Consider the following 14,264-nt stretch of genomic DNA (forward strand, 5'->3'; position numbering starts at 1 on the left):
AGTTAGCAGTATCCAGAAAGTGATTTTTAAACTAAAATTTATAGCCAGGCTGTTATTTACACCTGAAAAACAATTGCGTCGTGAAACCACCGGAAAACAAAAATTTCTGTAAATCCCTTGTGTATCCAATACCAGGATAATAATCCGGCGATATTGTGCCGCCGGTGCGCGCCGCAACCACAGCCCTTCCCAAAAAACGGAGCGAAAACTTTTCACTGAGTGGCAGATCATACGTCATATAACCCTCTGCACCAATAGCCAGGTTTTTATTATCACGAAAGGTCGCTTTGTAATCGCCGAAAGTCGGGCCTTTAAACTGATAATTTGCTTTGAAACCGGCGATGGAAAGAATTGGGCCAATGCCGATGCTCATGGGCATTCTTATATTCTTTTTCTCGAAACCAACTTTAAAATAAACACCACTAAATTTCTGGTTGCTGATTTGCCTTGAAGTATCCGCCTTTGAGTAGCCACTGGCGTAACCCGCGCCGATCAGTATACTTCTTCGTGGCTTTTGGGTATTGAACCGGACATAGGGCTCAATAATCATCGTATTCCTGATAAAATATTTATCAGGAAAAACATAGGAAGGAATCCCTTTTACCACATCCAGTCCCAGGTAAACCGGAGTCGAGTATATTTTCTGGGCGTTACCACGGACCCATACCAGGTTCATGACAACAAGCAAGATCAGGCGTTTCATGGCGTTATATGTACTGTGATTCCACCACCGCCATAACCGCCGGTAAGCGTCACCTTGTACTTGATGTAGGATTCATAATTGACGTCAACCTCCTGAAAGGTTGACTTGCTTGGATATGGCCGTAAAGGACGTTTCGTGTCCGTGACAAACCCGCAGTTGTTTTTGTAGTGAAAGTCCCGCTGGTAGAAAAGGGTAAGGGTATCAACGCGGTTATCAAATTCGAAAACGTAGGTCGTGCTATCTGCATTCAATGAGATTGGCAAACTAAGGTCGGGAAACGGTTTGGAGGTATTGAAATCCTCAACCTGTTTTTTGAAAATTTGCTGATCCTGCGCACCAATAGCCTCTATCTTCTTCAATTGGAGCGTATCCTTTCCCCTGTTGAAGTTTATACCAACAGTCAGTTCTTTTTGCGGGCCGCAGTCGAGACACCCATATAAAATCAAAATCAGTAATAATAGAGGTAAAGGGTTTTTCATCGTAGGGTCGTTAAGTACTTACTTTCCAAAGGACAACAGAATTGCTGAAATGGTTGTCCCCGTTTTTATGATTCCATACAGATTTTGCTATTTTTGTTAAAACAATATCTCTAAGAATGTCAGCTGTTGCGCAAACTACTTATTCGGAAGAGAAATATCTTCAGATGGAGGTTAAGGCTGATTATAAAAGTGAATATTTTCGGGGGAATTTTCATGATAGCAGGGGCTACGCCAAATCGTAACCGGATCAAAGAAAAAATCCGTTCGATCGACGCTATTTTACAATTGTCGGATTTATACGATGGAACTGACAATGTAAACGAAGGATGGACTACTCCCGAAGAGTAATTTTTCTATCTTTGCCCTTTAAACAATAAGGTGCTATTTGCTCCGTTTATTGTCAAGGTTGTTTTTTACCGACCTGACCTCAAATACAAAAGCTTAAACATTCACTTTTTACCATTAATATGATGCTTCTACAAGCACTTACTGACTCTACTTTGGCCGCACCTGCCGCTGCTCAAGGGCTCTCTGTTATTGACCTTCTTGCAAAAGGGGGATGGGTAATGTTCCCGCTTGGGATACTATTTTTGGCAACTTTGTTTCTGATTATTGAGCGCTGGCTGGGAATTGGATCAAACGGGAAAATTGAAAGCCAGTTTGTGGATAATGTTAAAGATTTTATTCAGCAGGGTAATCTGAAATCAGCCGAGTCGCTTTGCCGCAATCAGCATAACGCAGCGGGACGTATTTTTGAGCGTGCTATTGGCCGTATCGGTTACCCGATCAAAGATATTGAAACAAGCATTGAGAACGCAAGCCAGATCGAGATTCAGCGTATGGAAGGTAACCTGCCATATCTTGGGGTGATCGCAGGTATTGCGCCGATGCTTGGTTTCGTAGGTACGATTTCCGGTATTATCAAGATTTTCTACGATATTTCTTTGTCTAACGACTTTAACATCAGTACGATTGCGGGTGGTATGTATGAAAAAATGATCACTTCGGGTTCCGGTTTGATCATCGGTTTGATCGCCTATGCAGGTTATCACATCCTGAATATGAAAATTGACCGTTTTGCTTTGAGACTTCAGATGGCAGCTTCAGACTTTCTGGACGTTCTTCAGAAACCAGTTTCTTCGAAGTAATCAGTCACTTTTAGTCTTACTTTTTAAATTTATTTCAATGAAAATACGTCGAAAGAGTCGGTTTGCCCCAGAGGTTTTTACGAGCTCGCTCAACGATATTATGTTTTTTCTTCTGCTGTTCTTTTTGATCATCTCCACGATGTCAAATCCGAACGTGATTAAACTGATGCTGCCCAAGGCGTCGGCTACCCAGCAGATGTATAAGAAGCAAATCACGTTGTCTGTTGATGACAAAAAGGTTTATTACATCGATAAAGAACCTGTCCCTTTTGAGCAATTGGAAATGAAACTCCAGGAGCTTTTTGCCGGTGTGGAAGAGCGTACTATCGTGCTACGGGTGGATAAAGAACTTGCCGTACAGGATCTTGTTGACGTCCTTGAATTAGGTGCGAAACAGGATATTAAAATGGTGATGGCTACGGCTAAGTAGGGCAGAGAGGTTTGGGCGAAGGGATTGCCCCTATCGGAAGTCTGGACTTAATCATTTGTCTTTTATGAAAAGTGCCCTGTGAACATCATTTTCACAGGGCACTTTTTATTGGTGTTTTGTTATATCGGTTGCTGTCACTGATTGTCGCTTGTAGCGCTTTGATATATTTTTTCGATAATTTCCTGTAAAACGGCTCCCTGCTCAGCGGTTGAAATATTGCTTTCTCTTCCGAGGATGGCGTCGATAAAGGCGGTCGTGTTTTTAAGCTGTGTATCGGTTTCGTCTAAAAAAGGAAACTTGATGTCGGCCAGCTCGCCTGCGATTTCTGTGTGAAGCGAAAACGGGTTTAAAACAGCTCCTGCCTTGCTCCCGAAAACTTCCAGATTAATAATTTCTTCTTCTTTTTGATTCAAGGCAAACGAACAGGAAAGCGAAATGCTTTTATTGCCCGGAAATGATAAGTAAGCAAAACATCCGTCTTCCACATCAAATTTCGATGCATCCCAGCTACCTTTTAAACCTTTGCCACCGGTTTTTCCTATGAAATCATGGGTGTTGGCTACGATCTTATCCGGTGTCTGGTAGTCCATGATCCCAAGCGCCAGATCGAGGATATGCACACCCAGGTCTATCAGCGCGCCACCGCCCTGAATCGTTTTATTGGTGAAATTTCCCCATCCAGGTATTCCTCTCCGGCGCAGGTAGTTAGCCTTGATATGATAAACTTCTCCTAGCTGGCCTTCTTCGAAACATTTTTTCAGAAGCAGATACTCGGAAGATTGCCGGCGCTGAAAGTTATAGGCAAGAATTTTACCTTTTTCTTTTGCCAGATCAGCCATTTCGCGGGCTTCTGCGGCAGTCATGGCCGGTGGTTTTTCGCAGAACACGTGGCAGCCATTTTTCAGGGCCTGCATGGTATAGTCGTAATGCAGATTGTTGGGCGTGCAGTTTACGATAATGTCCGGCTGGCAGGACTGATACAAGGTCTCTGTATTGTCAAAAGCATATTCAATGGCGTGTTTGTCGGCCAGCGCACGAGCCTTGCTAAGATCCCGGCCGCAAACGGCAATAATTTCAACCTGATCTGCTAATTTTTTTAAAGCCGGAATATGATTGTCATCGGCAATGTGACCACCGCCTATGATAGCGGCTTTAAGGAGTGACATGGAGTGATGGTTTAAGATTGTCTGCAAAAGTATTCAAATGAAATGATTTGTGTCGGAAGTGAATAAAAAATGCCGCGAGGAAATTTTCCGCGGCATTTGGTATAACATCCATCAAAACTTACACATGCAGGATATTTTGAATTTTTCTATTTAATGTTCCCGTCTTTGCCAGAAAGGAAGTGGTACAACTTTGTTTGTTTTCTGCCAATACTATAACGATAGCTCACTAAACCGTAACGCGGCTGTGTCAGCTTTGGTTTATCTTCTTCTGAAAAATCTGTTTGATTTGAGAAAAATTTGCCGACTTCCTTCATGCTGGCAATCGAACCTTTCTTTTTAAGCTCAATTGCTTTGTCCATTTCTGCTTTGTTGTAATTATAACCCTGCCGTTTTCCCTTATCCTTTTCAATTTTGAAATGAATCGATAAAGTATACTCCATGGATACCGCTTTGCCATTTTGCCTGGCAGGTTCCCACCGGGGCATATTCAGCACAACACGAATCGCTTCTTCATCGATACCGTAACCGATTTCTTTCACGACTTTGGGCTGACGAATGTTACCGTTGCTGTTGACCGTAAAGGATACCAGCGCGATTCCATCTACTGTTACACCCATGGCTTCCTCTGGATATTTGATATTACTCTGGATGTATTTCAGCATTTCTTCATGTCCGCCCGGGAATTCCGGCTGCCGTTCGGGAATTGTTGCCAGTGCCTGTGAAGTTTCCTTTTGCTTTTCCCGCTGTTCCTTAATTTTTTCTATGTCCTGATAAGCCGTAAAAGTCGGTCCGCTTAATTCATTGACCGCTTTTTTAAGTTTGACTGCGTAATTTTTCTTGCCTATTTCAACGGCAAAAGTTTGTGTATCATAACCCACATACCGTACTGTGAGTATGCTTCCCACAGGGATATCTGCCAGTTTGAAATGGCCTACCGGGTCCGTTGTGGTGCCGGTAGTGGTTTCGTTGATAAAAACATTGGCACCGGAAATTCCTGCTCCCGACTCGCGGGTTACATCGCCTTCAATAGTGATCATGTCCTGATTCTGAATGACCGGAACCGTTTCGGTAGCGAGAAAAGGTTTCTTGTTTTCTGTATCCCGAGCATTGGTTTTGACCGCTGGGATCTTTGCATTTTCTGATTCTTCAAATATTTTTTCCCGGGCTGCGGTGAGTGTCAGCGCTAAAAAAACTACCGGGGCAATCACCAGATATTTTCCCAGCGACCACTTCGAATTACGGTTTTTATAGATCATCTTGATTCGGTTTTTAAGAATGGATGAATTGAAAAAATGATTGGTGAGTGCGGCAACCGGGGCAGATAAGGAATACGTAACCAGAAACCGTGCATAATGATCCCGGTCGGGGGCTTGTTCATCGGCCAGGAATTCGTGTATTTCCTGCATCGAGTGTTTGTAAAACCATAAAACAGGATTAAACCAAAACGCCACTTTTAGCACTTCAATCAGTAAAATATCCAGCGAATGCCACTGACGGATATGAACCATCTCATGGCGGATAATCGGGTCGGGATGGCGCTGATAGTCAGAATTGTTAATGACCAGCCATTTCAAAAAGGAGAAAGATCCGATTTTGTCGTGAGGAAGTAATATCAATGTGCAATCCGGAAGTGCAACAGCTTCTCCTTGTCTGATAATTTTTAACAAATCTGTAAAACTATTCGTAAGCCGTTTTAGCATATAGATTGCTCCAAACGCAGGGATTAACCATAGTAACAAGATCCAGTCAAAAATTTGCTGCTCCGATTGCATCGGAATGATTATCGAGGGAATTGTTGCGTTCATTTCGACTGAATATAAAACAGTCGAAGGGAGGATCTGCTCGGATTCCGGCATATGAACCCATGGCAAAACAAACGAAATAAGTAGTGTGCCGATAAGGTATGCGCGGTTCCAAACGAAAAATGTATGTTTACGGAAAAGCAGCCAGTAACAGGCGTAAAATAATATCCAGCAAACGTTCACTTTTCCAAGATATAACAGCGCTTCCATATCGTTATTTCTTTTTGGATTTAATGATGATCACGCCGTTTGTACCTTTTAGGCCATAAATCGATGTAGCTGCGGCTCCTTTTAAAACATCGATTGATTCGATCTTGTCGGCATCTATTTTATCAAGACTGACATTTTCGTCGATTTTGCCGTCTAACACCACCAATGGCTTATTGAAAGCGGTCAGGTTTTCAGTTCTTCTGATTGAAATCTTTGTTCCGGCAACAGACTGTAAACTTTGAGCGTCACCCATAGGAGGTGCTTTGTAGGACGACGCATATTGTCCTCCACTGGAAATGGTTTCTGCACCCAAACCAACGGCTTTTCCCTGACCGGGTTTAAAGTCCTGTGTCTGGTTAAATCCTTGATTGTTTGCAGGGGTAGAATAATTGTAAAACTTTGCAGGTGTTTTTTCGGTATCGGATGTCATCTGAAAATTGATTGGCAAACTATATTGCACCGCCACTGCCTCTCCTCCCTGTTTTCCCGGCTCCCAACGCGGCATTTTCAAAACCACTCTCAATGCTTCTTCATCAAGACCGGCACCTATGCCTTTGATGATATGCGGATCACGGACAAAACCACTTTCATTAACGGTGAAAGAAACGAATACTTTTCCCTGCACATTATCCTTGGCTGCTTCTGACGGATAAACGATCGTTGACGAGAGGAATTTACCCAGGCCTTCAATCCCTCCGGGAAATTGCGGTTCCTGCTCCACCACGGTAAATTTTCCGTTTTGACTTTCCGTTTCGGGCGTAGCTTTTTTGCGAACATAACCCTGAACGGTAACTTCCGAGAGCATATTGTCTTTTTTACGCAACACGATCTCATCCAGCGAAGCACTGCCATTGACTTCAATAGCAAAAGTTTCAAAGTTAATGTGTGAAATGATCAACATACTTCCAATGGCAACATCGGAAAACTTAAATTTGCCATTCTGGTCTGTTGAGGTACCTTTTGTAGTACCTTTTACAACCACCGAAGCACCTTTGACTGCCTTCCCGTTTTCGTCGCTGACGGTTCCTTCAACAGGAATATTTCTAGCAGAAACGATTTTATAATCTTTTCTTTCAATTGCATTCAATAACCGTTCACGCGCGCCTGTTAACATCACGACCAGTCCGATCAACGGGAGAATCAAAAGATATTTGCCAAGGGCCCAGTCGGAATTGCGGTTTTTATAGATCATGATAATGCGTTTTTTTAACATCGACGAATTGAAAAAGTGGTTGGTCAAAGAAGCAATAGGAGCTGAAAGTGCATAGGAAACCAGGAAATTGGCATAATGGTCACGGTTTGGGGCTTCTTCGTCGGCCAGGAATTCATGAACTTCCTGCAACGAATGTTTGTAAAGCCAGATCACCGGATTGAACCAGAAAAATATTTTCAGGAATTCAGCAAACAGGATATCCAGACTGTGTAACTGACGGATATGCACGGCCTCGTGGCGGAGAATCGGGTCGAAATGTTTTTCGTAATCTGCCCGGTTAATCACCAGCCATTTCAAAAAAGAAAATGAGCCGATTTCGTTATGAGGCAGCAACACCAGCGTATGATCTTCCATCGGAATTGTGTCTCCCTGCCCGATCAGTCTGAATAAATCTCTGAAACCTTCCAGCAATTTGACCAGCATCAGCGCGGCACCTATAATCTGAACTGCCCATACAAACTGTGTCCAGTGCAGCGCAAGTTTTGTTGATTCCGGTGTGGACACATAAATCGGGATAGCAGAAACGGCATATACAGCTGTTGGCAAGACACGGGCGTTATCCGGAAAATGGATTAATGGCAATGCAAAAGAAAGAAGCAATGAGCCCAAAAGGTAAAAACGGTTCCAGACGAAAAAGGTATGTTTACGAAACAGCAGCCAGTAGCAGGCGTAAAATAATATCCAGTAAACATTTACTTTTCCAAGGTAAATCAGTGTCTCCATAAATCAGATTTTTTTAGTAGTCACAGAAATTACACCGCTGCGTCCGTCTTCGCCATAGGCCTCAATCGCCTTTTGATCCTTTAATATATTGACAGAAAGAATGTTTTCAGGGTTTATTTTCTTTAAGATATCCGGATCTTTTTCAATTTTTCCGTCGATTACATACAAAGGATGGGTGCCGGTAATGCGAACGGATGGCTTACTGTTTTCCGAGGATTCTTCTACAATCGTTCCTCTGGTTGTCAGTGTCGTTTTAGAGCCATCCTGATTTTTGAACTGTCGGTCGATCAGAGAGGTTTTATTGCTATTTTCCGGCTCAGATTCTTCAAGTTGGAAGTTTATCGGCAGGTTATACCTCGCATTCACAGGGACGCCATTCTGTTTGGCAGGCTCCCATTTTGGGAAGGCAGATAACACGCGCACCGCTTCCGCATCACATCCGAATCCGATTCCCTTTAATACGGTTATGTCTGTCATTTCGCCGGTTTCTGTTACCACAAAAGAAAGAAAAACCCGTCCCTGAACATTGGCGTCTGCGGCAGCTTTGGGATATTCAATATGATCCCCAAGAAATTTATACATCGCCTTAACACCACCCGGGAAGTTGGGTTGCTCCTCAACAACCGTGTAAATTTTCTTTCCTGTCAAATCCACCGGCTTTTTCTCTGTCTTTTGTTGTCCAGACAGCTTGTCTACCGTCTCAGACAAGTCATTATTTTTTTGATCACAGCCAGCCACAAATAATGCGACCATACTAATCGTAGCAAAAGCAAACAGGTAGGAGCCAAGCATCCATTTCGAAGTGCGATTTTTATAGATCATCTGAATTCTGGTTTTAATTTGAGATGGTTTAAAAAAATGATTGGTAAGAGAAGCCACGGGTGCATTGAGTGCATAGGACACCAGGAAAGTGGCATAGTTTTCTCTGTTCGGAGCTTCCGCATCCGCCAAAAATTCGTGGATTTCCTGCAATGATTTTTTATAAATCGTTAAGATCGGATTGAACCAGAAAACAACTTTCATGAGCTCAACCAGCAGTATATCGAGGCTGTGCCGCTGCTGCATGTGCACCATTTCGTGCCGCAGGATCGCGTCAAAATGATTTTCATAATCATTACGGTTAACAACGATCCAATGCAGGAAGGAGAAAGAACCTATTTGGTTTGAATCGATGAGGATAACGGTGCAATCTTCCAGTTCAATTTCCTCGCCGTTTTGTAAAAAAACGTTTAATTGTCGGATGTTTTTAAACAACCGGAACAACATCAGGGAAGCGCCGCAGGCATAAATCAGCCACAGCAGGTGTATCCAGGTAAAAAGATCATATTGTTCAGTCTGATTTCCGGATACGGTAAACGTTTCTGCACTGATTTCATAAATGACCGGAATTTTAGGCGCAGATGCCGGGTAAATCAGAAAGGGGAGGGCTAACGATAAGAGCAATGCACCCATCAGGTAAAACCGGTTCCATGTAAAAAAAGTATGCTGACGAAGAAATAACCAATAACAAGCGTAGAAAAGCGTCCAATATAAACTTACTTTTCCGATATAGATCAGGAGTTCCATGGCTAACGGATGGTTTTTAAGGTTAGGTTTTACATTTTGCTAATCAATTCATTTTCAATTTTTTATTGAATTTTGTTGATCTGTATCGGGTGTTTGGCAAAAGCAAAAAATCGGGTAAAGAGAAAAGAAAGTATCTCTTTTAAAGACAAGGGGGTATTGTGTAAGCGTCCCGGTTTATGGGCAAAATCTTACAGGAAGGTTTACTATTATTTCAATTCAGCATTTCCATGGCTAATAGCACGCTGTTATTCGTTTTTGTGATCGTTGATCAGTTTCATGATCTCATCCAGGTCTTTCGTTTTCAGGTCATTGTCTTTCACGAAAAATGAAACCAGATTTGGCAGCGAGTTATCAAAATAATTGGTCATCAGCTGCTGCATTTCGTAACGTTTATACTCTTCCTCCGTAATCAGCGGGTAGTATTCATGTGTTTTTCCGTAAGCCGTATAACCCACCACTTCTTTCTTTTCCAGAATACGGATAATGGTTGATACCGTATTGTATGCCGGTTTTGGCTCAGGCATTTCTGCCAGTATGTCTTTTACAAAGGCCTTTTTTAATTGCCAGAGTATTCGCATGATCTCTTCTTCTGCGCGGGTTAGTGTCCGAATTTCCATAGGAATATATTGTTGTATTTATAGGAGTTTAAATGATGATGTTCAAAGTTAATACTATTCAATTAGTTTTACAACTATTTTATTAGTTATAACAAAAAAAACGTAAGATATTTTTAAATAAACAGAATAAAGCTGGCTTAACCAACAAAAAAGCGGCAGGGGAGTTTCCCTGCCGCTTCCATTAATACGGATGAAAATAGCTTATTCTACTACGCTCAACTTCACTGTATTTGTTTTGCGTTGTTTTGAAACCGGCATGCTCAATGTATTGATAAACACATCGCCTTTTTTCAATTCGCCTTTTTCGATAAGGAAAAGTTTGATGTCTTCGATAAGATCATCTGTTGACACACCCTGATCTTTATCGTAATAGAATACTTTTGTTCCCCAATATAGCGCCAATGTATTCATCAACACCTTATTAGATGTGAAAATCAATAAGTTCGCTTTTGGACGGTGGTGAGACAAACGGAAAGAAGTATATCCAGAACGTGTGATACCGATAATAGCCGTTGCATTGGTATCACGTGCCAAACGACATGCGCTCATCACAACATTGTCATTCAATTTATCCTGACCTGGTTTTTCGTTTACAAATGCGTGGTATTTGAAATATACGTTGTTTGTATTTTCTTCAACCTTTTCAATCGTACGGCTCATGCTTTCAACCGCCAGCAATGGATATTTTCCGGAAGCTGTTTCAGCACTTAACATCACGGCATCAGCACCATCAAGAACCGAGTTCGCAACATCATTAAGCTCTGCGCGTGTTGCACGTGGGCTTTCGATCATACTTTCCAACATCTGCGTTGCAACGATAACCGGTTTGCCTGCTTTGTTACATTTCTCAACGATCATTTTCTGGATCATCGGAACTTCTTCTGCCGGAAGTTCAACACCCAAATCACCACGGGCAACCATGATAGCATCAGCAGCTTCGATGATTTCGTCGATGTTTGCGATTGCCTCAGGTTTTTCAATTTTAGCTACCAAACGGGCGAATTTGCCTTTGTTGGCGATATATTCCTTTACTTTCAACACTTCAGACGCGGTACGCACAAATGAAAGCGCTACCCATTCCACATCATGTTCCAGTCCGAAATCTAAATCTTCGTAATCTTTTTGTGTTACAGAAGGCATAGAAACGCGGGTATTCGGAAGGTTCACACCTTTTTTAGATTTCAGCAAACCGCCGTAAACCACTTGTGTGATTACGTCGCTTCCGTCAATTCCTGTTACCAGCACTTCAAGTTTTCCATCATCCATCAAAATGCGGTCTCCGATTTTAACGTCATTATACATTCCGTCATAAGGAGTACTTACTTTTTCAGCCGTTCCCAATACTTCTGTATTAGAAAGAATAAGCTTGTTTCCAGCCTCGATCAACACACCATCTTTTTCAGCTACGAGCCCGATACGGATTTTTGGTCCTTGTAAATCCTGTAAAATAGCAAGGTTCAATCCGAATTCTTCATTGATTTCACGAATGGTAGTAAGCCTGGCCAGGTGGTCTGCGTGCGTACCATGAGAAAAATTAAGACGAAATACGTTAACGCCGGCAACTGCCAGGGAATGAAGCATTTCTTTTGTTTCTGATGTTGGGCCTACGGTAGCAACGATTTTGGTTTTCTTGGAAGACATAGAGTTAATTGCAGTATGATATGAATTTACTTAAACACAATCCACGTCTATCACGACATGGACGCCTTTTATGGTTTTATCGGTTAGAATATCGATGACTTTTTCTTGTATAAACGACTTTGCCGCCTTAAAATTAATCTTTTCTCGTTCAAGTTTAATGAGAATGTCGAACAAAAACTGATTTCTTACTCTTTCCACCAGCGGAGGCTCTGGTCCGAGAACCCGGCTTTTGCCTAAATTGACTGTTAATTTTTCGGCTAAAACTGTGGCTGCACGTTTTGATGTACCTTCATCAACGTGTTTGACGGTGATCTTTATCAGCCTGGTAAATGGTGGATAATGAAACTGTTGGCGTTCCAGGATTTCTGCTTCATACATGCCGACATAGTCGTTTTGTATAATTCTTTCTAGGATTTTCTGTGAAGGATTTGCTGTCTGAATCAATACCTTTCCCGGTTTGTCTGCCCTTCTCCCAGCCCGGCCGCTAACTTGGGTTAACATCTGAAACGCACGTTCGGATGCCCTGAATTCGGGGAAATGGATAATGCGGTCGGCATCAAAAATTCCAACCATACTTACATTATCAAAATCGAGGCCTTTGCTGACCATTTGGGTACCCACCAGTATATCTGTTCCGCCTTCTTCAAATTCCTGAATAATTTGCTGATATGCATTTTTTGCACGGGTTGTGTCGAGATCCATGCGTTGCACCCGCGCAGCCGGCAAGAGTAAACCTAGTTCTTCCTCGATTTTTTCGGTACCATAACCAATGGTTTTCACCTTTGTTGAACCACAAGCCGGACAAGTTCTGGGGACCTCTTCTTTATGGCCGCAATAATGGCAGCGAAGCTCCCGGACTTTCATATGATAAGTCAGGCTCACGTCACAATTGGCGCACTCCGAAATCCAGCTGCATTCTTCACATTGCATGTACGGAGAATAACCCCGCCGGTTCTGGAACAGAATGGTTTGTTCCTTATTGTTCAAATTGGTTTCAAGATGCTGGAGTAACACGGATGAAAATTCATTTTTCATCGTGCGTTGCTTTTTCTCTTTTTTTGTATCAACCAAAAGAAAAGTTGGCAGGGCAGCATTTCCAAAGCGCTGGTTCATTTCAACCAGGCCATATCTTCCGCTCCTTGCATGGAAATAACTTTCCAGTGAGGGTGTGGCGGACCCCAGCAAAGTTTTTGCCTTGTGCATATAAGCCATGATCACTGCGACATCGCGGGCGTTGTATCGCGGTGCTGGGTCATGCTGCTTGTAGGATGTTTCGTGTTCTTCATCTACGATGATCAGCCCAAGATTGTCAAAAGGTAAAAAGATTGCAGAACGGACACCTACAACAAATTGAAATTTTCCATCCAGAATGCCTTTCCAGACTTCAACCCGTTCATTATCTGAAAATTTGGAGTGGTATATTCCCATCTGGTCGCCGAATACTTTTCGTAACCGGACAACGATCTGAGTGGTTAGCGCAATTTCAGGCAGGAGGAATAATACCTGTGAGCCGCTATCCAAAGCCTGTTTGATCAGCTCGATATATACCTCTGTTTTTCCGCTTCCCGTGATGCCGTGGAGCAATACCACTTCCTTTTCTGCAAAGGAGTCGTGGATTTGACGGAAGGCGGTCTGCTGGCTTTCCGTTAAATTAATTTCGGCAGTTTGTCCAAGCGGAATATCTGCAAAGCGGGAAACGACGATTTCAAACTGCTCAAAGACTCCCTTTTTGATCAGGGTTTGCAGCGCAGAATCAGAAACACCATTGTCCTGCGAAAAAATCGTCTTGTCAAGTCCTCTTACATTCAATTCCGCATTGTTATGAACAGGAACATGACTCAGATAGCGCATCAGAATATCCTGTTGCTTCGGTGTTTTATCAAGCGAAGTTGTAAGCGCCATTAACGAGCTTTCCGAAGTAAAGGCAGTCGTTAAGCGTATTTTTTTTACAATTTTCGGTTTGTATTTCTCCTTAACTTCTTCAAAAAGAATAACAGCGCGTTTACCAACCAGCGACTTTATGATCGCCGTAATATTGGTTTGGTTGACCATCCTTGCTACTTCCTCATAGGAAAGTGTAGCATGTTTTTTTATTTCATCCAGAATAAACCGCTCCTGATCGGTCAGTAACTCTTCGTAGTCAAATTCAGGGTTATGCTGAATACGCGACTGGCTTGTGATTTTCAGACCGGCGGGTAAAGCCACGTTCAGAACTTCGCCGATATTGCATAGATAATATTCTGATATCCAGTTGAAAAGTTCTAGCTGACGGGTAGTGACAATCGGCTCGTCGTCCAGTAATTCGAGGATGTATTTGGCCTGGTATTGTGTCGGTGGATTCGCGTGCAGATTGGCAACGACAGCGGTAATAACCCGGTTTTTCCCAAATTGTACAATGACCCGCGCACCAACCTTAATCATTTCCGACATATTTCTCGGGACTCTGTATGTAAAGAGTCTGGGAACAGGAACCGGCAGGATCAGATCGGCAAATAAGGTGATTTCGTCCTCAAAAAGGGAGGTCATTGGCTGAGTAGGCAAAAATTTTGTTTATTAAAAAGAGGGG

Annotated in this window: 12 protein-coding genes; 3 read left to right on the forward strand and 9 right to left on the reverse strand. The window is 42.6% G+C overall.

The window, feature by feature from the left end; all coding sequences use genetic code 11:
- Positions 1-52: 52 nt before the first annotated feature.
- The gene (locus M1L62_RS11425; protein WP_254413163.1) at positions 53-703 is read right to left on the reverse strand and encodes a hypothetical protein; all 651 of its coding nucleotides are present in this window, start codon (positions 701-703) and stop codon (positions 53-55) included.
- Positions 700-1,182, reverse strand: coding sequence for a hypothetical protein (locus M1L62_RS11430; RefSeq protein ID WP_254413164.1), 483 nt, complete (start codon positions 1,180-1,182; stop codon positions 700-702). The genes M1L62_RS11425 and M1L62_RS11430 overlap by 4 nt, the downstream gene beginning before the upstream one ends.
- A 189-nt stretch (positions 1,183-1,371) precedes the next feature.
- On the opposite strand from M1L62_RS11430, the gene M1L62_RS11435 reads away from it, so the two are divergent.
- The 3 genes from M1L62_RS11435 (at position 1,372) to M1L62_RS11445 (ending at position 2,760) form a co-directional block, all read left to right on the forward strand.
- Positions 1,372-1,530, forward strand: a complete 159-nt coding sequence (locus M1L62_RS11435; RefSeq protein WP_254413165.1) for a hypothetical protein — start codon at positions 1,372-1,374, stop codon at positions 1,528-1,530.
- Positions 1,531-1,649: 119 nt separating this feature from the next.
- Positions 1,650-2,330 carry a MotA/TolQ/ExbB proton channel family protein gene (locus tag M1L62_RS11440; protein ID WP_254413166.1) on the forward strand — a complete coding sequence of 227 codons (681 nt, stop codon included), beginning with the start codon at positions 1,650-1,652 and terminating at the stop codon, positions 2,328-2,330.
- A gap of 37 nt (positions 2,331-2,367) precedes the next feature.
- Positions 2,368-2,760 (forward strand): ExbD/TolR family protein, encoded by a 393-nt coding sequence (locus M1L62_RS11445; protein ID WP_254413167.1) that lies wholly within the window; start codon positions 2,368-2,370, stop codon positions 2,758-2,760.
- A gap of 134 nt (positions 2,761-2,894) precedes the next feature.
- On the opposite strand, the gene M1L62_RS11450 is transcribed toward M1L62_RS11445, so the two are convergent.
- From M1L62_RS11450 to priA, 7 genes are all read right to left on the reverse strand, one after another.
- Entirely contained in the window at positions 2,895-3,926 is a 1,032-nt protein-coding gene (locus tag M1L62_RS11450; protein ID WP_254413168.1) for a Gfo/Idh/MocA family protein, read from the reverse strand.
- Positions 3,927-4,072: 146 nt separating this feature from the next.
- A complete protein-coding gene (locus M1L62_RS11455) occupies positions 4,073-5,938 on the reverse strand; it encodes a TonB family protein (RefSeq protein WP_254413169.1) in 1,866 nt (621 codons plus the stop codon).
- 4 nt (positions 5,939-5,942) lie between these two features.
- On the reverse strand, positions 5,943-7,874 hold the full coding sequence (locus tag M1L62_RS11460) for a M56 family metallopeptidase (protein ID WP_254413170.1): 1,932 nt from the start codon (positions 7,872-7,874) through the stop codon (positions 5,943-5,945).
- A 3-nt stretch (positions 7,875-7,877) separates the two neighbouring features.
- Positions 7,878-9,440 carry a M56 family metallopeptidase gene (locus M1L62_RS11465; protein WP_254413171.1) on the reverse strand — a complete coding sequence of 521 codons (1,563 nt, stop codon included), beginning with the start codon at positions 9,438-9,440 and terminating at the stop codon, positions 7,878-7,880.
- Positions 9,441-9,685: 245 nt separating this feature from the next.
- The gene (locus M1L62_RS11470; protein WP_254413172.1) at positions 9,686-10,057 is read right to left on the reverse strand and encodes a BlaI/MecI/CopY family transcriptional regulator; all 372 of its coding nucleotides are present in this window, start codon (positions 10,055-10,057) and stop codon (positions 9,686-9,688) included.
- 201 nt (positions 10,058-10,258) lie between these two features.
- Entirely contained in the window at positions 10,259-11,698 is a 1,440-nt protein-coding gene (gene pyk, locus M1L62_RS11475) for a pyruvate kinase (protein WP_254413173.1), read from the reverse strand.
- A gap of 30 nt (positions 11,699-11,728) precedes the next feature.
- A complete protein-coding gene (gene priA / locus M1L62_RS11480; protein WP_254413174.1) occupies positions 11,729-14,224 on the reverse strand; it encodes a replication restart helicase PriA in 2,496 nt (831 codons plus the stop codon).
- Positions 14,225-14,264 lie beyond the last annotated feature (40 nt).

This window comes from Dyadobacter diqingensis (assembly GCF_024220585.1).
Taxonomy (GTDB): domain Bacteria; phylum Bacteroidota; class Bacteroidia; order Cytophagales; family Spirosomataceae; genus Dyadobacter; species Dyadobacter diqingensis.

What these genes read in the sequence shown, in the direction of transcription:
- M1L62_RS11425 (WP_254413163.1), bottom strand. Translation starts at nt 703, where the DNA reads ATGAAACGCCTGATCTTGCTTGTTGTCATGAACCTGGTATGGGTCCGT.
- M1L62_RS11430 (WP_254413164.1), bottom strand. Translation starts at nt 1,182, where the DNA reads ATGAAAAACCCTTTACCTCTATTATTACTGATTTTGATTTTATATGGG.
- M1L62_RS11440 (WP_254413166.1), top strand. Translation starts at nt 1,650, where the DNA reads ATGATGCTTCTACAAGCACTTACTGACTCTACTTTGGCCGCACCTGCC.
- M1L62_RS11445 (WP_254413167.1), top strand. Translation starts at nt 2,368, where the DNA reads ATGAAAATACGTCGAAAGAGTCGGTTTGCCCCAGAGGTTTTTACGAGC.
- M1L62_RS11450 (WP_254413168.1), bottom strand. Translation starts at nt 3,926, where the DNA reads ATGTCACTCCTTAAAGCCGCTATCATAGGCGGTGGTCACATTGCCGAT.
- M1L62_RS11455 (WP_254413169.1), bottom strand. Translation starts at nt 5,938, where the DNA reads ATGGAAGCGCTGTTATATCTTGGAAAAGTGAACGTTTGCTGGATATTA.
- M1L62_RS11460 (WP_254413170.1), bottom strand. Translation starts at nt 7,874, where the DNA reads ATGGAGACACTGATTTACCTTGGAAAAGTAAATGTTTACTGGATATTA.
- M1L62_RS11465 (WP_254413171.1), bottom strand. Translation starts at nt 9,440, where the DNA reads ATGGAACTCCTGATCTATATCGGAAAAGTAAGTTTATATTGGACGCTT.
- M1L62_RS11470 (WP_254413172.1), bottom strand. Translation starts at nt 10,057, where the DNA reads ATGGAAATTCGGACACTAACCCGCGCAGAAGAAGAGATCATGCGAATA.
- pyk (WP_254413173.1), bottom strand. Translation starts at nt 11,698, where the DNA reads ATGTCTTCCAAGAAAACCAAAATCGTTGCTACCGTAGGCCCAACATCA.
- priA (WP_254413174.1), bottom strand. Translation starts at nt 14,224, where the DNA reads ATGACCTCCCTTTTTGAGGACGAAATCACCTTATTTGCCGATCTGATC.